Source organism: Pseudomonas phoenicis, from assembly GCF_047302395.1.
Taxonomy (GTDB): Bacteria; Pseudomonadota; Gammaproteobacteria; order Pseudomonadales; family Pseudomonadaceae; genus Aquipseudomonas.
This window is the reverse complement of record NZ_CP154852.1, coordinates 1,608,188-1,624,466: the sequence shown is the minus strand read 5'-3', so window position 1 is coordinate 1,624,466 and position 16,279 is coordinate 1,608,188. Positions and strand designations below refer to the sequence as shown.

The 16,279-nt window shown below is 63.0% G+C and carries 17 protein-coding genes; 7 read left to right on the top strand and 10 right to left on the bottom strand.

Features of this window, described 5'->3' with window-relative positions; genetic code table 11:
- Positions 1-57: 57 nt before the first annotated feature.
- The gene (locus AA0Z93_RS07375) at positions 58-1,587 is read left to right on the top strand and encodes a PLP-dependent aminotransferase family protein (RefSeq protein WP_413045728.1); all 1,530 of its coding nucleotides are present in this window, start codon (positions 58-60) and stop codon (positions 1,585-1,587) included.
- A 139-nt stretch (positions 1,588-1,726) separates the two neighbouring features.
- Here AA0Z93_RS07375 and AA0Z93_RS07370 read toward each other — a convergent pair whose 3' ends face one another.
- The 6 genes from AA0Z93_RS07370 to aspA form a co-directional block, all read right to left on the bottom strand.
- Complete coding sequence (locus tag AA0Z93_RS07370) at positions 1,727-2,833, bottom strand: polyamine ABC transporter substrate-binding protein (protein WP_413045729.1); 1,107 nt, start codon at positions 2,831-2,833, stop codon at positions 1,727-1,729.
- Between the two features lie 2 nt (positions 2,834-2,835).
- The gene (locus tag AA0Z93_RS07365) at positions 2,836-3,876 is read right to left on the bottom strand and encodes a histone deacetylase family protein (RefSeq protein WP_413045730.1); all 1,041 of its coding nucleotides are present in this window, start codon (positions 3,874-3,876) and stop codon (positions 2,836-2,838) included.
- Between the two features lie 112 nt (positions 3,877-3,988).
- Positions 3,989-4,981, bottom strand: a complete 993-nt coding sequence (locus tag AA0Z93_RS07360) for an AraC family transcriptional regulator (RefSeq protein WP_413045731.1) — start codon at positions 4,979-4,981, stop codon at positions 3,989-3,991.
- Between the two features lie 465 nt (positions 4,982-5,446).
- Positions 5,447-6,001, bottom strand: a complete 555-nt coding sequence (locus AA0Z93_RS07355) for a GNAT family N-acetyltransferase (RefSeq protein WP_413045732.1) — start codon at positions 5,999-6,001, stop codon at positions 5,447-5,449.
- Positions 5,961-6,287, bottom strand: coding sequence for a DUF1778 domain-containing protein (locus AA0Z93_RS07350; RefSeq protein WP_413045733.1), 327 nt, complete (start codon positions 6,285-6,287; stop codon positions 5,961-5,963). The genes AA0Z93_RS07355 and AA0Z93_RS07350 overlap by 41 nt, the downstream gene beginning before the upstream one ends.
- 382 nt (positions 6,288-6,669) lie before the next feature.
- Entirely contained in the window at positions 6,670-8,094 is a 1,425-nt protein-coding gene (gene aspA / locus AA0Z93_RS07345; protein ID WP_296266973.1) for an aspartate ammonia-lyase, read from the bottom strand.
- 180 nt (positions 8,095-8,274) lie between these two features.
- Here aspA and AA0Z93_RS07340 point away from each other — a divergent pair, with 180 nt between their 5' ends.
- The 5 genes from AA0Z93_RS07340 (at position 8,275) to AA0Z93_RS07320 (ending at position 11,906) form a co-directional block, all read left to right on the top strand.
- On the top strand, positions 8,275-9,180 hold the full coding sequence (locus AA0Z93_RS07340; RefSeq protein ID WP_413045734.1) for a LysR substrate-binding domain-containing protein: 906 nt from the start codon (positions 8,275-8,277) through the stop codon (positions 9,178-9,180).
- Between the two features lie 217 nt (positions 9,181-9,397).
- The gene (gene purE / locus AA0Z93_RS07335) at positions 9,398-9,889 is read left to right on the top strand and encodes a 5-(carboxyamino)imidazole ribonucleotide mutase (protein WP_296266970.1); all 492 of its coding nucleotides are present in this window, start codon (positions 9,398-9,400) and stop codon (positions 9,887-9,889) included.
- A gap of 11 nt (positions 9,890-9,900) precedes the next feature.
- The gene (locus tag AA0Z93_RS07330) at positions 9,901-10,986 is read left to right on the top strand and encodes a 5-(carboxyamino)imidazole ribonucleotide synthase (protein ID WP_413045735.1); all 1,086 of its coding nucleotides are present in this window, start codon (positions 9,901-9,903) and stop codon (positions 10,984-10,986) included.
- A gap of 90 nt (positions 10,987-11,076) precedes the next feature.
- The gene (locus tag AA0Z93_RS07325) at positions 11,077-11,322 is read left to right on the top strand and encodes a GlsB/YeaQ/YmgE family stress response membrane protein (RefSeq protein WP_413045736.1); all 246 of its coding nucleotides are present in this window, start codon (positions 11,077-11,079) and stop codon (positions 11,320-11,322) included.
- A 50-nt stretch (positions 11,323-11,372) separates the two neighbouring features.
- Positions 11,373-11,906, top strand: coding sequence for a DUF3299 domain-containing protein (locus AA0Z93_RS07320; RefSeq protein ID WP_413045737.1), 534 nt, complete (start codon positions 11,373-11,375; stop codon positions 11,904-11,906).
- Between the two features lie 28 nt (positions 11,907-11,934).
- Here AA0Z93_RS07320 and AA0Z93_RS07315 read toward each other — a convergent pair whose 3' ends face one another.
- Together AA0Z93_RS07315 and AA0Z93_RS07310 are read right to left on the bottom strand one after the other, a co-directional pair.
- Entirely contained in the window at positions 11,935-12,831 is an 897-nt protein-coding gene (locus tag AA0Z93_RS07315; RefSeq protein ID WP_413045738.1) for a D-hexose-6-phosphate mutarotase, read from the bottom strand.
- Between the two features lie 30 nt (positions 12,832-12,861).
- Complete coding sequence (locus tag AA0Z93_RS07310; protein ID WP_296266960.1) at positions 12,862-13,260, bottom strand: acyl-CoA thioesterase; 399 nt, start codon at positions 13,258-13,260, stop codon at positions 12,862-12,864.
- A gap of 415 nt (positions 13,261-13,675) precedes the next feature.
- Between AA0Z93_RS07310 and AA0Z93_RS07305 the strand changes: the two genes are divergently transcribed.
- On the top strand, positions 13,676-14,965 hold the full coding sequence (locus AA0Z93_RS07305; protein WP_413045739.1) for an MFS transporter: 1,290 nt from the start codon (positions 13,676-13,678) through the stop codon (positions 14,963-14,965).
- Positions 14,966-15,001: 36 nt separating this feature from the next.
- On the opposite strand, the gene AA0Z93_RS07300 is transcribed toward AA0Z93_RS07305, so the two are convergent.
- Positions 15,002-15,508, bottom strand: coding sequence for a DUF6392 family protein (locus tag AA0Z93_RS07300; RefSeq protein ID WP_413045740.1), 507 nt, complete (start codon positions 15,506-15,508; stop codon positions 15,002-15,004).
- Between the two features lies 1 nt (position 15,509).
- Complete coding sequence (locus tag AA0Z93_RS07295; RefSeq protein ID WP_413045741.1) at positions 15,510-15,863, bottom strand: hypothetical protein; 354 nt, start codon at positions 15,861-15,863, stop codon at positions 15,510-15,512.
- Positions 15,864-16,279 lie beyond the last annotated feature (416 nt).

Genomic DNA, 16,279 nt, shown 5'->3' with positions numbered 1-16,279 from the left:
GCAGGCTAATGGTTCGTTATAAGCACCATTACCTATCGATTTCATAGGACCAATCCTGTGCGCCAGCCTACCCATGCGTTGCCCTTCGACCCGGCGGGGCTCGTGCTCGACCGCCGTCGTGGTCTCAGCCAACAGCTCTACCAAGCCCTGCGCGAGCGTGTGCTGGATGGGCGTCTGGGTAGCGGCACGCGGCTGCCTGCCACTCGCGACCTGGCGCAGATGCTGGGGCTTTCACGCAACAGCGTGATGCGTGCTTACGATCAGCTGTATGCCGAGGGCTTCATCGAAAGCCGGGTAGGCGACGGCACTTACGTCAGCCACCTCGAAAAACTATCCACACATCTGTCCACAGGGTTATCCCGTAGGTTATCAACAGGTTTATCCACATTCTGCACATCTGATACTGAGCATTCATCCAGCTCGAGCGACCTCATCGACCCTTTGAACCGGCTAAAAAACCATCACCTGCCACTGCCAAGCACGGGTCAACCAAGGGCTTTTCGCGTCGGCGTGCCGGCCTTCGATCTGTTCCCGTTCGACGTGTGGGCCAAGCTGCAAGCGGGTTTCTGGCGCAACCCTGACCCTGCGCAGCTCGGGTATGGAAACCCGGCAGGGGAACCTGCCCTGCGCGAATTGATCGCTACCTACTTGCGTCGCTCGCGTGGTCTCACCTGCACTGCTGAACAAATTGTGATCACCAGCGGCTCGCAGCAAGCCATCAGCCTTTGTGCACAGCTGCTGGTACGGCCTGGGGACCGCATCGCTGTGGAAAACCCAGGCTACCGCGCTGCGGGTAATGCCTTCGCCCTGGCCGGGGCTCGTGTGCTGGGCGTACCGGTCGATGAGGACGGAATGGACTGCGCGTACCTGGCTGCGCTCGGCGATTGCCGCTTGGCCTATGTCACGCCTGCGCACCAGTACCCCACCGGCGTCACCCTGAGCCTGGCCCGGCGCCTGGCGCTGCTGGCCTGGGCCGAACGCCAGGACGGCTGGATCGTCGAAGACGACTACGACGGCGAGTACCGCTACAGCGGTGCGCCCCTGGCGCCATTGGCGGCGTTGGACCGGCATGGCCGCGTGTTGTACGTCGGCACCTTCGGCAAGGTCGCCTTTCCGGCCTTGCGCCTGGGCTACCTGGTGTTGCCGCCCCGTCTGGTGCAGGCGTTCAGCCAGGCCAAGGCGTTGGCCGTGCGACATTCGGAGGTCGGCAGCCAATGCGTCATGGCGCAATTCATGGCCCAGGGGCATTTCCAGCGGCACATCCGCCGTATGCGCAAGGCGGCGCTGAGCCGGCGCAACGTGCTCAAGGCGGGCTGGCCGACGGACGTACCGGGGTTGGCGGCCATGCCCGAGATCGCGGCAGGGCTGCACGTCCGGCTGGTTGTGGATAACTTTGCCAGAGAGCAGGAACTGGTGGCCCGGGCGGCTGGGGTAGACGTCGAGATCAATCCCTTGAGCGGTTACTGGCTCGAAGACAGCGACGCGCCGCTCGACGCCCGGGCAGGCCTGGTGCTGGGCTTTGCGGCGGTACCGGAAGGGCAGATCGCCGAGGCCCTGATGCGTTTGCGCAAGGCCTGGCGCAGGTAGGTGACCGGAGTCTGCGGGCAATACCCGCTGACCTCGGCGACTACGTCCTTAGGTGCCTGATGCACATCGAACGCGTCTGCTGGCGGCTCGATGTCGTGCGCCAAGCATACCCCTTCGAGCCGTCACCAAGCGCTGTGCTTCAGGTGCCCGACTTGATCCGCGTCCAAGCCCGCGTCCGCGCCCGCTCGGCATCACGCGGCAAGGGCTTCAAGGTGTACAGCTTGGCCATCGTCTCGGCGCTCGGGTACAGGTTGGGGTTGTTGCGGATGGCCGGGCTGACCTTGTCTGTGGCGTCCTTGTTGGGGTTGGGGTAGCCGACGAAATCGCTGATCGGCGCGATCACCTCGGGGCGCAGCAGGTAGTCGATGAAGGCGTGGGCGTCGTCCGGGTTGGCGGCGTTCTTTGGAATGGCCAGCATGTCGAACCAGATCGGCGCGCCTTCCTTGGGCAGGCGCATGTCCACCACCACGCCGTTGCCGGCCTCGCGCGCGCGGTTGGCGGCCTGGGAGAAGCTGCCCGAGTAGCCGACCGCCACGCAGATGTCGCCGTTGGCGATGTCGGCCATGTATTTGGAGGAGTGGAAGTAGGTGATGTAGGGGCGGATCTTCAGCAGCAGGTCCTGGGCCTTCTTGTAGTCGGCGGGCTGTGCACTGTTGGGGTCCAGGCCCAGGTACGCCAGCGCCAGAGGCAGGATCTCGGAGGGCGAGTCGAGCAACGCCACGCCGCAACCCTTGAGCTTGGAGAGGTTCTCCGGCTTGAAGATCAGGTCCCAGCTGTCCACTGGCGCGGCGTCGCCCAACGCGGCCTTGACCTTCTCCGGGTTGAAGCCGATCAGCACGGTGCCGTACATGTAGGGCACGGCGAACTTGTTGCCCGGGTCGTTGCCCTCGATCAGCTTCATCAGGGCCGGGTCCAGGTGCTGCCAGTTGGGCAGCTTGCTGCGGTCCAGCGGCTGGAACACCCCGGCCTCGATCTGCTTGGCGAGGAACACGTTGGACGGCACCACCACGTCGTACCCGGAATTACCGGTCAGCAGTTTGGCTTCCAAGGCTTCGTTGGTGTCGAAGATGTCGTAGACCAGGTTGACCCCACTGCCTTGCTTGAAGTCGGTGAGGGTCTGCGGGGTGATGTAGTCGAACCAGTTGTACACGCGCAGGGTGCGCTGTTCGGCCTGGGCGTCAAGCGCGCCGCCCAGCAGCAGGCCGGCGGCGAGGAGCGGGGCGAAGACAGAGGTGCGTCGCAGCATGTTCAGGCTCCCGATTGCGCGCGCTGGAAACCTTCCAGCACATTGACTGCGTTGATACCGATTTCCGCTACCGCGTAACCCCCCTCCATGACGAACAGGGTCGGCTTGCCGAGCCGGGCGATACGCTCGCCCATGGCCAGGTAGTCGGGGCTGTCGAGCTTGAACTGCGAGATGGGATCGTCCTTGAAGGTGTCCACACCCAAGGAAATCACCAGCACATCCGCGTCGAAGCCGGCGATGCGTTCGCAGGCCTGGTCCAGCGCGACGCTCCAGGCCGCCCAGTCGCTGCCGGCCGGCAGTGGGTAGTTGAAGTTGTAGCCAACGCCTGCACCTTCGCCGGTCTCGTCGGCATAGCCGAGGAAGAACGGGAATTCCGCCTGGGGATCGCCGTGGATCGAGGCGAACAGCACGTCGTTGCGGGCGTAGAAGATGTCTTGCGTACCGTTGCCATGGTGGTAGTCGACGTCGAGGATGGCCACCCTGCGCCGACCCTGGTCGAGAAAGGCTTGGGCGGCGATGGCGGCGTTGTTCAGGTAGCAGTAGCCACCCATGACTTCGGCAGCGGCGTGGTGCCCCGGCGGGCGGCACAGGGCGAAGGCGGCAGAGGCGCCTCGTTCGATGGCAGCCTGGGCGGTCAGCGCGACTTGCGCGGCGCTGTAGGCGGCCTGCCAGGTGCCGGCGGTGATCGGCGCGCCGGCGTCGAAGCTGTAATAGCCCAGTTCGCCCAGCAGGCTGGTGGGCTTGAGCGAGCGCAACGTGCGCGCCGGCCAGGTGAAGGGCAGCAGGTCGCCGTCGCGGCCCAGCTGCGCCCAGCGCGCCCAGGCGCCCTCGAAGAAGTCCAGATAGGCGGCGCTGTGGACGCGTTGCAGCGGTGCGCGGCCGAAATCGGTGGGGCCGCGCACTTCGCCCAATTGGCGCGCTTTGACCCGTTCGAGCACGTGGTCGGCCCGCGCCGGCATTTCGAAGCACGGCATCAGCTGGCCGTCCATCAACTCGCAGCGGCCGTGGTGCAGGCGGTGGTCATCCGAATAGATCGTCAGCATGTGGGGTCTCCGGTTCACTGGCGTGCGGCCATTGTGCTGGGTGCGACAGGCGAGCCTGGACGGTGCGTGCGGCCAAAAAGGGATGGATATGGCCAAGCCGTGTGCCTGACCTTCAGCCTCGGTAGTGCCGCGGCGCCATGCCGCTCCAGCGCTGGAAGGCGTGCCGGAAGCTCGCCGTCTCGCTGAAGCCCAGGGCCTCGGCGATGCGGTGGATCGGCACCTGGGCTTCGGTCAGCAATTGCTTGGCACGTTCGAAGCGCAACTCGTCGAGCAACTGTTGGTAGCTGCTGCCCAGGCTGTGCAGGTGCCGGCGCAGGGTGCGCGAGGAACAGTTCATCTGCCGCGCCAGGCCCTCCAGCCCGGGCGCGGCGTCGAGCTGCTGCTGCAGCAACAGACGGATGCGCCCGAGCCAGGCCTGGCGGCCGGTGAATTCCAGGTTCAGGCGTCGGCAGCGCTCGGCCATGGCCTGGTGGGTGATGGGGTCGGCCAGGGGCAGCGGGGTGTCCAGCCAATGACGGTCGAAAGCGAAGGCGTTGTCGTCGGCCTGGAAGGTCAGCGGGCCGGCGAAGGTCTGTGCGTAGGCCGGTCGATAGGCCGGGCGCGGGTGCTGGAAGCGCGCGCCCAGCAGCGGCAGCGGGCGGCCGAGCAGGTCGTCGCAGATGACCTTGAGCGACACCAGGCAGAACTCGGCGTTGAAAGCCGCCAGGCCCGGCGCGTCATGGTGTTCGCTGGCGCTGAGCCAGACCCGGGGTCCGTCTTCGATCAGGCGCAGCTGGAACATTGTTCCCAGCAGTGCCGGAAAGTGCAGCGCCAGGCGCAGGGCGTCACCCAAAGTGGCACTGGAGAGCAGGGCATAGCCGAGCATGCCGTAGCTCGACACATGCATGCGCCGCCCCAGTTCCAGGCCGATGTCGGCACGCAGGGCCACAGCGTTGGCGCACACCTGCAACTCCTGCTGGGTGGTGATGCGCGCGTCGGCGCGGCCCAGGTCGGCGGGGGTGATGCCGCTGCCGTCGAGCAGCAGACGCGCATCGACGCCGCGCGCTGCGAACGTCGTGAGGATCAGCGAAACCGCGTTGAGGGTGGTGAGGTGGCTGTGCAGCATGCTGGCTGTCCGAGGGGGCTGGAAGCCATAGGAGAGCAAGTTGTATGCCGGGTGGGTGGTTACCGATGACGAAGAGAGGAGATCCGTGATCTGTTTCGCTACGATCGGGGGCTTTTTCTGAAAATTACTCAGACGAAGGCTAAGCGAGGCCGATGGCGGCCTTGTAAAAGTAGGGGGGGTGCCGAGCCTGGAATGGCGACACAGGCGATTTCAAAGTGGCATGGAAAAGCATAAGGAATTTTCAGACAACGCCTAGTGACCCTGCAGGCCAGCGTGGGTCTGGAAATAAATATTGTTATAAGGAAAACTCGCCTGACCTGACCAGTGCTCAGAAGCCGGAGGAGCCTACCCGCCAGGCTAGCGTTTTTCAATTGCAGCAGCGAGTACGCGTATTCACTAATCCCGGAAAGACAAAGACACCCTGCGGTACATCAGTCTTGGACAGTGTCTGACTGACAGTGACCGCTAGCTCAGTGACACAGCATTCGCGATGACTTTGATAGGTAGGAACATCGGAATACATCCGGCTGGAGCCGAGGGGTTGTCCAACTTCTTGAATCCCAACTTAGCATAAAATGCTTCCGCGCTTTCCACCGCGTCGAGATACAAGCCCTTTACAGGAATGATCTCGTGGACACGCAGTGTATTTTCCAGCGTATGCATCAGCAACTCAGTACCAATACCAAGACCTTGATACTTGCCATCCACAGCCAGCACGCTCAGCTTCACGGCCGGAACCTCACGGGGCTGGTTGCTCTGCGGGGCCACCGCGGCCACTGCCTTACGGACGAGGAATTCGAACGTGTACGTGCAAAATCCGAAAAGCTCGCCCTGTTCATTGACAACGCCCAGCGCTCCCACATTCTCGCTTTTCAGTGCACGCTTCAATTTGGAAAAGAAGTAGTTATCAAGGGCGGGCTGGCCACAAGAAAAGCTTTTCGAGAGTTTGTAGTTCTCGATATTGTCTTTGAGTTGATTGTCAACTACGTAATTTTCGTTCTCTTGCGCTTGTGCGCTCATTTTTCAGCCTCATCAATCGCACCAATTCATCGGTTGGCGTTGCATCGGTTTCACTGTCTCGTAAAACCTCATGCAGTCTCTCGAACGCTCTACTGGAGAGCTGGAGCCTGTTGTAACTCGACATGACAGCTTCTGCTTTTTCAAAGGCAGACGACATGATGAACGACGTCATGTCCAAGCCTGAGATAGCAGCAGCTTTACGGATGAACTCCTTTGCGAATTCGGTCGTTTTCAGATCTAAACGAGCGCTTTTGCTAGCGTCTAAGCTATCGACGGGGGTTGCCATATTTTTCACCTACAGAGGTATCAAGTAAAATTAGAATTCCTTTTTCTAGTTAATTCCAGAGTGCGCAACTCTGCGTCCCGAGGCTGGGGTATTACACATTACATTTTCCTCTCCATGGAATTGAACAAGTCTTTGGACTTCGTACGTACGATACCCGTACCGAAATCGCTTGTAAAGCGTGTACGGTTCCCGTACGTACAGGCTGTGAATCTTGCGGGCGCCTAGTCACAACCTTCAACCCAAGCCCAACCGACAGCGATATCGCTTGTGTTTCCAGGGTTTCGCAAAGAATAAAAAAAGGGCCCGGCGCATGTGCGCGGGCCCTCGAAAGGTGAGGAGGTGTCTAGTCCCCCCGACCTGGTGAGACGGGTGTTGCGGTCGGTTACGCTTTCAGCGGCACCAGACGTGGAGCGATCATGTTTTCCGGGCGCAGGATGTCGTCGAGCATCGCTTCGTCCAGCAACTGTTCCTCGCGCACCAGTTCCAGCACGCCGCGGCCGGTTTCCAGGGCGACGCGGGCGATACGGGTGGCGTTTTCATAGCCGATGTACGGGTTCAGCGCGGTGACCAGGCCGATGGAGTGCTCGACCAGTTCGCGGCAGCGCTGTTCGTTGGCGGTGATGCCGACGATGCAATGCTCGCGCAGCATGTCCATGGCGCGTTGCAGCAGGCGGATCGAGTCGAAGATCTTGTAGGCGATCAGCGGCTCCATCACGTTGAGCTGCAGCTGGCCGCCTTCGGCCGCCACGGTCAGCGCCAGGTCGTTGCCCATGATGGCGAAGGCCACTTGGTTGACGGCCTCCGGAATCACCGGGTTGACCTTGCCCGGCATGATCGAGCTGCCCGGCTGGCGCGCCGGCAGGTTGATCTCGTTGATGCCGGTGCGCGGGCCGCTGGACAGCAGACGCAGGTCGTTGCAGATCTTCGACAGCTTGACCGCCGTGCGCTTGAGCATGCCGGAGAACAGCACGAAGGCGCCCATGTCGGAGGTGGCTTCGATGAGGTCGGCGGCCGGCACCAGCGGCTGGCCGCTGATCAGCGCCAGGCGCTGCACGGCCAAAGCCTGGTAGCCGGGGTCGGCGTTGATGCCGGTACCGATGGCGGTGCCGCCCAGGTTGATTTCGGTGAGCAGTTCCGGTGCCAGCGAACGCAGACGGTTGAGATCTTCGGTCATGGTGGTGGCGAAGGCGCGGAATTCCTGGCCCAGGGTCATCGGCACGGCGTCTTGCAGCTGGGTGCGGCCCATCTTCAGGACGTGGTTGAACTCCTCGCCTTTGGCGGCGAAGGCCTGGATCAGGCTGTCGAGGCTGGCCAGCAGCGCGTCGTGGCCCAGCAGCAGACCCAGACGGATCGCGGTGGGGTAGGCGTCGTTGGTCGACTGCGCCATGTTCACGTCGTTGTTGGGGTGCAGGTACTGGTACTCGCCCTTCTGGTGGCCCATGGCCTCCAGCGCGATGTTGGCGATTACCTCGTTGGCGTTCATGTTGGTCGAGGTGCCGGCCCCGCCCTGGATCATGTCGACCACGAACTGCTCGTGGTAGTCGCCCTTGATCAGACGACCGCAGGCGGCGCTGATGGCGGCGTGCTTGGCATCGCTCAGGTGGCCCAGCTCACGGTTGGCGTCGGCGGCGGCCTGTTTGACCATGGCCAGGCCCACGACCAGCTTCGGGTAGTGCGACAGCGGCACGCCGGAGAGGTGGAAGTTGTTGGCGGCGCGCAGGGTCTGGATGCCGTAGTAGGCATCGGCAGGGACTTCCAAGGTGCCAAGCAGATCTTTTTCGACGCGGAACGATGCAGCAGCGGACATGATGGATATCATCTCGAGTTGGCCCCGGCATGTGCCGGAATGCCGCCAATCCTAGGCCTGCGCGGTTTTTGCGGCCAATGCTGATGCACGCTAACCTATGCACAAACGGCATACCGATTGATGTGACGCGGATTGATCAACGAGCGTGTTCCATTTTGGTGCGCGCGGGAGACGAGCTTCATGAACCTCGAAAGCAAATGGCTGGAAGATTTCAGCGCCTTGGCGGCCACCCGCAGCTTTTCCCAGGCCGCCGAGCGGCGCTTCGTCACCCAGCCGGCCTTCAGCCGCCGTATCCGCAGCCTGGAGGCCGCGCTGGGCCTGACCCTGGTCAACCGGTCGCGCACGCCCATCGAGCTGACCGAAGCCGGGCAGCTGTTTCTGGTCACGGCGCGTACCGTGGTCGATCAGCTGGGCGAAGTGCTGCGCCATTTGCACCACCTCGAAGGCGGGCAGGGCGAGGTGGTGCAGATCGCCGCCGCGCACTCGCTGGCCTCGGGGTTCTTCCCGCACTGGGTGGCGCAACTGCGCAACGACGGCCTCAACATCGCCACGCGCATGGTCGCCACCAACGTCGGCGAAGCCGTGCATGCCCTGCGCGAGGGCGGCTGCGACCTGATGCTGGCCTTCTACGACCCCGATGCCGCCTTGCAGATGGACGCCGAGATCTTCCCTTCGCTGCACATGGGCACCACGGAAATGCTGCCGGTGTGCGCCGTGGGCGACGACGGCAAACCGCTGTTCGACCTGGAGGGCGACACCAGCGTGCCATTGCTGGCCTACAGCGCCGGCGCGTTTCTCGGGCGCTCGGTCAGCCTGCTGCTGCGCCAGCGCAGCCTGCGCTACACCACGGTGTGCGAGACGGCCATGGCCGACAGCCTGAAGAGCATGGCGCTGGAAGGCATGGGCGTGGCCTGGGTGCCGCGCCTGTCGATGCGCGGTGAGTTGGAGCGCGGCGAGCTGGCCATCTGCGGCGCGGCGCAGTGGCACGTACCGCTGGAGATTCGTCTGTACCGCTGCGCCCTGGTGCGCAAGGCCAACGTGCGTCTGTTGTGGCGCAAGCTGGAATCGGCCGGCAACCAGGGTTGAGGCGCGGTGGCGAAGGGAGAAAAGTTGTCTCGCGAGACAGCTTGCCCTTTGATCCGCTCTGTGCTTGCGGGGGTGTGCGGCCCGCACCGCACTAGGCTATAATCCCGCGCCTTCGGCCGCACCGGTCGATCAGAATCCATACGACAAGCCACGCCGGTTCCCAGCGTGGCTTGTTGCTTTTAGCGCGCCGGCAGGCGCTTGCAGGAGAGGCTCGACGATGAGTGCACTGGTTGGCGTGATCATGGGCTCCAAGTCCGATTGGTCCACCCTTAGCCACACCGCCGATATGCTGGAAAAACTCGGCATTCCCTATGAGGTGAAAGTGGTCTCGGCGCACCGTACGCCGGATCTGCTGTTCCAGTACGCGGAAGAGGCCGAAGGCCGCGGCATCGAGGTGATCATCGCCGGTGCCGGCGGCGCGGCGCACCTGCCGGGCATGTGCGCGGCCAAGACCCACCTGCCGGTGCTGGGCGTGCCGGTGCAGTCCTCGATGCTCTCGGGCGTCGACTCGCTGCTGTCGATCGTGCAGATGCCCGCCGGTGTGCCGGTGGCGACGCTGGCCATCGGCCGCGCCGGGGCGGTCAACGCCGCGCTGCTGTCGGCCAGCATCCTGGGCGCCAAGCATCCGCAGTTCCACGCCGCGCTCAAGCAGTTCCGCACGGAGCAGACCGACACCGTGCTGGACCATCCCGATCCGCGTCAGGCCTGAGGCTCACATCCATGAAAATCGGTGTAATCGGCGGCGGCCAGCTCGGCCGCATGCTGGCCCTGGCGGGCACTCCGCTGGGCATGAACTTCGCTTTCCTCGACCCGGCGCCGGACGCCTGCGCCGCCCCTTTGGGCGAGCACCTGCGTGCCGACTACGGCGACCAGGACCACCTGCGCCAACTGGCCGATGAAGTCGACCTGGTAACGTTCGAATTCGAGAGCGTGCCGGCCGAAACGGTGGCCTTCCTCTCGCAGTTCGTCCCGGTCTACCCCAGTGCCGACGCCTTGCGCATCGCCCGCGACCGCCTGTTCGAAAAGAGCCTGTTCCGCGACCTGGGCATTCCCACCCCGGCCTTCGCCGACATCCTCTCCCAGGCCGACCTCGAAGCCGCGGTCGCCAGCATCGGCCTGCCGGCCGTGCTCAAGACCCGCACCCTGGGTTACGACGGCAAGGGCCAGAAGGTGCTGCGCAGCGCCGCCGACGTGGTCGACACCTTCGCCGAACTGGGCAGCGTACCGTGCCTGCTGGAAGGCTTCGTGCCGTTCACCGGCGAAGTGTCGCTGGTGGCCGTACGCGGCCGCGACGGCGAAACGCGCTTCTACCCGCTGGTGCACAACACCCACGACAGCGGCATCCTGCGCCTGTCGGTGGCGAGCGACGCGCACCCCTTGCAGGCGCTGGCCGAAGACTACGTCGGCCGGGTGCTGGAAAAACTCGACTACGTCGGCGTCATGGCCTTCGAGTTCTTCGAGGTCGACGGTGGGCTGAAAGCCAACGAAATCGCGCCACGCGTGCACAACTCAGGGCACTGGACCATCGAAGGCGCCGAGTGCAGCCAGTTCGAGAACCACCTGCGCGCCGTGGCCGGGTTGCCGCTGGGTTCGACCGCCAAGGTCGGCGAGAGCGCCATGCTCAACTTCATCGGCAGCGTGCCCGATGTGGCCAAGGCCGTCGCCATCGACGATTGCCACCTGCACCACTACGGCAAGGCCTTCAAGGCCGGGCGCAAGGTCGGCCATGCCACCCTGCGCTGCGCGGACATGCCTGCCCTGCGGGCCAGGATCGCCGAGGTAGAGGCTTTGATCGCGGCGAATTGAACCTCGTCGGCCTTCCTGCCCTCTGAGATGACACACGCCAACGGCCCACGCGGCCGTCGGTGCGTTTCATTTATCTAGGAGGGATCGCCAATGGGCATCATCGGAACTATCTTCATCGGCTTCATCGTCGGCCTGCTGGCACGCTTTCTGAAGCCCGGCGACGACAGCATGGGCTGGATCATGACCATCCTGCTGGGTATCGCAGGCTCGCTGGTCGCCACCTACGGCGGCCAGGCACTGGGCATCTACCACGCGGGCGAAGCGGCAGGCTTCTTCGGTGCGCTGGTCGGCGCCATCATCCTGCTGGTGATCTACGGCTTCATCAAGAAGCGCTGATTGCAGATAGAATGCCCGGCAATTCATCCCACTGAGTTGCCGAGCATTCCATGCGCGCGTTCCTGCTCTTCCCGCTTATCCTGGCCAGCACCCTGGTCCACGCCGAACTCCCCGAAACCGACTGGCTGGAACTGATGCCCAAGTCGGACCAGAAAGCCCTCGAAGCCATGCCCGAGATCGACCATGACTCGCCCGAGGCCATGGGTACCTTCACCGCCAAGGGCGGCTTGAAGCAGAGCAAGGGCTTGCCCGCCGTGATGTATTCCACCAAGACCGTCGCCACGATGGATGGCAAGCGCATCCGCCTGGGCGGCTATCCGGTGCCGCTGGAAAGCGACGCCAAGGGCAACAGCACGCTGTTCTTCCTGGTGCCCTATCCGGGCGCCTGCATCCACGTCCCGCCACCGCCGCCCAACCAATTGGTGCTGGTGCGTTATCCGAAAGGACTGAAGATCGACGACATCTACACGCCGCTGTGGGTCACCGGGCCGTTGAAGGTGGAGAAGGTCAACAACGACCTGGCCGACGCGGCCTACGCGCTGGACGCGCAGAACGTACGGGTGGTGGAAGACGCGGACCTCTGAGCGAGGCCCGCGATGCGGCTTGGGGCCGTTACAGCGATTCGCTGCCGATCGTGACCGACAGGCTGTGATGGGCGCCGGGGGCGAGGGTGAGTACGTCGTGCCAGGCGTTGGCGGTCTCGATGCACAGCATGCCTTGCCAGGCCTCGTCGCCCATGTCGGGCAGGGCCTTCGCGCGTTCCGTCCAGGGGTTCCAGATCACGGCCGAACGCGAGCCCTGGGTGTGCAAGGTGATGCGCCGGTCGTGCCGTGGATCGACGATGCTGAAGCGTTCGGGCGGGTCCAGGTAGATGCGGTCGGTTTCGCCGGCGAAGGTGAGGGCGCCTGGCTGGGTGCGCTGTTCCCAGTCGGCAAGGGTCTCGATGTAGGCCAGCCCCTCCACGCCGTGCACCTGCACCTGGCGCACGTCGCCCACGGCGAAGTAGGTGTGCAGCGCTTGGCTCAGGGTGACCGGTTGCGGGCCGAGGTTGCGGTTGCTCAAGGTCACTTGCAGGGTGTCGCCCAACGTCACCTTCAGGCGCAGTTCGACGCTGTGCGGCCAGTCGGGCAGCGCGCCTTGCGCCTCGGGCAGGTCGAATTCGAGCTGCAGGATGTCGCCATGCTCCTCGACGCCAAGCAGTTGCCAGTCGCGGCCGCGCACCAAACCATGCGCCGGTGGCGGCTCGCCGCCGTACATCGCCTGCACGGCCTGGGGATTGCGCCGCAGATCGCCGAACCACGGCCAGCAGACCGGCACTCCGCCGCGTACCGACTTGCCCTGCTTGAACAGGGCCTCTTCGCTCAGCCACAGCAGCGGCGCTTCGCCGGTCCGTTGGTAGCGCAGGATCTGCGCACCCTGCCGGGCGATGACCAGTTCGGCCTGGGCGGTGGTGATACGCCAGCACGCGAGTGCGCCCAGCGTGAGAGTTTCGATGTTGGCAGAGGTCATTCGCGGTCCTGTCGGTTGATGGGCCAGCGCCTAGCGTTGCGGTACGGCGCGGGTGCGGCCGCTGCTGTCGATGGCGACGAAGACGAACACGGCTTCGGTGACCTTGCGCCATTCGCCGGACTGCGGATCGTCGCTCCACACCTCGACCATCATCTGGATCGAGCTGCGGCCGATTTCCAGGGTCTGGGTGTAGAACGACAACTGCGCGCCGACGGCGACCGGTACCAGGAACGCCATGCGGTCGATGGCCACGGTGGCCACGCGGCCGCCAGCGATGCGGCTGGCCATGGCTGTGCCGGCCAGGTCCATCTGCGCCACCAGCCAGCCGCCGAAGATGTCGCCGAAGCCGTTGGTTTCCCGCGGTAGTGCGGTGATCTGCAAGGCCAGGTCGCCTTGCGGGATGGGATCTTCTTGTTCGAGCTCAATCATGCCGAGGGGCCTCTGACCCGTGACGCTTCGTGAGAGGGCGTAGCAGGTGCTGTGTGGAACGCGCGATCGCTACGGGGCGACTGTTCGGGCAAGCCTCGAAGGCGCGGTGTGAACGACGAGGGCGGTCACATACTACGCCCATTTCTTTACAGCGAGCGGGCTGGAGCGAAACAGCGCGACACGCCTGAGCATACCGACCGACGTTTTCACGCAACGTCCCACACCAAAAATAACCTTTTCCTACAAGCTGCTGAGTATATAGAGCGTTTCCAATAGAAAAGACCGCTTCTTCATGAAAAGCATTCATCTCGTTAGCTTCCTATGAGTCGGTGCGATCAATTTGTTATCTTCCTCGCTCGCCCATTCCAGAAGCCGCGGCCTACGCGGCCTGCATGCCCAACAAGAGTGCCAAACGATGACCAGCGTGCCCCTTTCCAACGAGCAGCCCGCGCGCCCGCTCACCCGCAACGATTACAAGACCTTGTCCCTCTCGGCCCTGGGCGGCGCGCTGGAGTTCTACGACTTCATCATCTTCGTGTTCTTCGCCACGGTGGTCGGCAAGCTGTTCTTCCCGCCGGAGATGCCCGAATGGCTACGCCTGATGCAGACCTTCGGCATCTTCGCGGCCGGTTACCTGGCGCGCCCCCTGGGCGGCATCGTCATGGCCCACTTCGGCGACCTGCTGGGGCGCAAGAAGATGTTCACCCTGAGCATCTTCATGATGGCCGTGCCCACGCTGATCATGGGCTTGCTGCCCACCTACGCGCAGATCGGCCTGTGGGCGCCGATGCTGCTGCTGTTGATGCGGGTGATCCAGGGCGCGGCCATCGGCGGTGAAGTGCCGGGGGCCTGGGTCTTCGTGTCCGAGCACGTGCCGGCGCGCAACACCGGCTACGCCTGCGGCACCCTGACCGCAGGCCTGACCGCTGGCATCCTGCTGGGCTCGCTGGTGGCCACGCTGATCAACTCGGTGTACAGCGCCGAAGAGGTGGCCGAATACGGCTGGCGTATCCCGTTCCTGCTGGGCGGGGTGTTCGGCCTGTTTTCGGTGTACCTGCGCCGCTGGCTGCACGAGACCCCGGTGTTCGCCGAGATGCAGCAACGCAAGGCCTTGGCCGAGGAACTGCCGTTGCGCGCGGTGCTGCGCGACCACCCGCGTGCGGTGCTGTTGTCGATGCTGTTGACCTGGCTGCTGTCGGCCGGCATCGTGGTGGTGATCCTCATGACCCCTGCGCTGTTGCAGACCTTCTACGGCGTCAGCCCCACCGACTCGCTGAAGGCCAACAGCCTGGCGATCATCCTGCTCAGCCTGGGCTGCATCGGCACCGGCTGGCTGTGCGACCGCTTCGGTGCCGGGCGCGTGCTGGTTGTAGGCAGCTTGCTGCTGCTGGCCAGTTCTTGGACCTTCTACCACAGCCTGGCCACGCACCCCGAACTGCTGTTCGCGCTGTATGCCGTCACCGGCCTGTGCGTCGGCGTGATCGGGGCGGTGCCCTTCGTCATGGTCAAGGCGTTCCCGGCTGCGGTGCGCTTCACCGGGCTGTCGTTTTCCTACAACGTGGCCTACGCCATCTTCGGCGGCCTGACGCCGATGGTGGTGACCGCGCTGCTCAAGTTCAGCCCCATGGCGCCGGCGTATTACGTGGCGGGGTTGTGTGGGTTGGGGTTGGCGATCGGGCTGTATCTGTTGGCTCAGAAACGTTGATGGCTATGGTTTCAACCGAATAACCAGCCCGCCGATTCAGTCGTGTCCGTGGAGGCCGGTATTTCCCGGATCCGGCTCAGCCTGCAATCTACCCAAGAAGAAACTCAGGCAGGACACGTTCAGCTCGGGTGTGTACAGAAACATCACCGAAGTAGGCGGGTCATAGGTCTCGTCGAAGCTGAAGGTGTCCCATCCTCCAGTACGACCTATGGGCTTAGGAAGTCTGAACGGAGACTGCGATCGAAGGGGCGCGCCGAGCAGATCGATGGCGGCCTGGCGTGTTCTGACCTGCTGTAGCGGCGCGGGAAGTGGGCCGCCGTAGGCAGGTTCGCCATCGAATGTACTGATGACGTTCGCATGTATACACGTCAGTCGAGCGGCATCAGTTGAAAACTCCAGCTCCACGCCTGGCAATGGAAAACAGGTTTCGGCATCGAATCCATCAAACAGTATTTCGCGTGGTCGGTCCGGTAGCACGCCTTGCTGTATGAGTTCGGAGTGCGTTTTTCCCAGGTGCTGTAGCCAATGTTCGAGTACATGCATTTTATTCCAGCCACCCGTTATTTCGATACAGGTTGGTAACTTGCTCTTTTAAATCATCGATATCGATTTCGGAATCTGTCCATGAAACTTTTAAAGCTGTGAAGAAAAGGTCGATACCGAACGGTAAGTTTTCGGCTTCTTCAGCCACGGTATCTTTCTCTTGTCTGACTATGTTCGCTGCCAGATGGAATCGAGGCAGGAAGTCAACAGGCAGGGCGATTGACGGGGCGTTGAGCAATATCTCGTTAGCTTTGGCATGGCTGATCAGCGGGCATTTTTTCTGTAGAGCAATGATCAACGCTTCAGGAAAAATGATCGGCACCGTGAAGCACTCGATGGACGAATTGGGCGGCATGGAGTTGGGCTCTTGCTAGTTCGGTAAGTAGAGAGGGAACGCTTTCAATTTTGCACTAACGAAGAGTTCATGCCACCCGTTGTATTTTCTTTTATGCAAGAGGATGTGGCAGATTGTTAATGAATTTGTATCAGGCGCAGAGGGCGGGGTTTTAGAGTGTTACGTAAAATTTATTTGTAAATAGAATCAATTTGGGGTGTTGAGCAAGTTATGAAGCCACCTAAGCATTCTTGATGCTCATGGAAGGGATTCTCCGATGGCGCTACATCGACATACGCTCCCGACGCTGGCATCGACCCGATCTACCTGATGTTCAGAGATCGCCGCGAGTTCTGACCGCTGCCTGAATAGATGAAAGGCCATCCCCACACCAGGTGATGGCCTTTCATCTATTTGTCACATAGGAGTCATATCGT

What these genes read in the sequence shown, in the direction of transcription:
- AA0Z93_RS07370 (WP_413045729.1), bottom strand. Translation starts at nt 2,833, where the DNA reads ATGCTGCGACGCACCTCTGTCTTCGCCCCGCTCCTCGCCGCCGGCCTG.
- AA0Z93_RS07365 (WP_413045730.1), bottom strand. Translation starts at nt 3,876, where the DNA reads ATGCTGACGATCTATTCGGATGACCACCGCCTGCACCACGGCCGCTGC.
- AA0Z93_RS07360 (WP_413045731.1), bottom strand. Translation starts at nt 4,981, where the DNA reads ATGCTGCACAGCCACCTCACCACCCTCAACGCGGTTTCGCTGATCCTC.
- AA0Z93_RS07355 (WP_413045732.1), bottom strand. Translation starts at nt 6,001, where the DNA reads ATGAGCGCACAAGCGCAAGAGAACGAAAATTACGTAGTTGACAATCAA.
- AA0Z93_RS07350 (WP_413045733.1), bottom strand. Translation starts at nt 6,287, where the DNA reads ATGGCAACCCCCGTCGATAGCTTAGACGCTAGCAAAAGCGCTCGTTTA.
- aspA (WP_296266973.1), bottom strand. Translation starts at nt 8,094, where the DNA reads ATGTCCGCTGCTGCATCGTTCCGCGTCGAAAAAGATCTGCTTGGCACC.
- AA0Z93_RS07340 (WP_413045734.1), top strand. Translation starts at nt 8,275, where the DNA reads ATGAACCTCGAAAGCAAATGGCTGGAAGATTTCAGCGCCTTGGCGGCC.
- purE (WP_296266970.1), top strand. Translation starts at nt 9,398, where the DNA reads ATGAGTGCACTGGTTGGCGTGATCATGGGCTCCAAGTCCGATTGGTCC.
- AA0Z93_RS07330 (WP_413045735.1), top strand. Translation starts at nt 9,901, where the DNA reads ATGAAAATCGGTGTAATCGGCGGCGGCCAGCTCGGCCGCATGCTGGCC.
- AA0Z93_RS07325 (WP_413045736.1), top strand. Translation starts at nt 11,077, where the DNA reads ATGGGCATCATCGGAACTATCTTCATCGGCTTCATCGTCGGCCTGCTG.
- AA0Z93_RS07320 (WP_413045737.1), top strand. Translation starts at nt 11,373, where the DNA reads ATGCGCGCGTTCCTGCTCTTCCCGCTTATCCTGGCCAGCACCCTGGTC.
- AA0Z93_RS07315 (WP_413045738.1), bottom strand. Translation starts at nt 12,831, where the DNA reads ATGACCTCTGCCAACATCGAAACTCTCACGCTGGGCGCACTCGCGTGC.
- AA0Z93_RS07310 (WP_296266960.1), bottom strand. Translation starts at nt 13,260, where the DNA reads ATGATTGAGCTCGAACAAGAAGATCCCATCCCGCAAGGCGACCTGGCC.
- AA0Z93_RS07305 (WP_413045739.1), top strand. Translation starts at nt 13,676, where the DNA reads ATGACCAGCGTGCCCCTTTCCAACGAGCAGCCCGCGCGCCCGCTCACC.
- AA0Z93_RS07300 (WP_413045740.1), bottom strand. Translation starts at nt 15,508, where the DNA reads ATGCATGTACTCGAACATTGGCTACAGCACCTGGGAAAAACGCACTCC.
- AA0Z93_RS07295 (WP_413045741.1), bottom strand. Translation starts at nt 15,863, where the DNA reads ATGCCGCCCAATTCGTCCATCGAGTGCTTCACGGTGCCGATCATTTTT.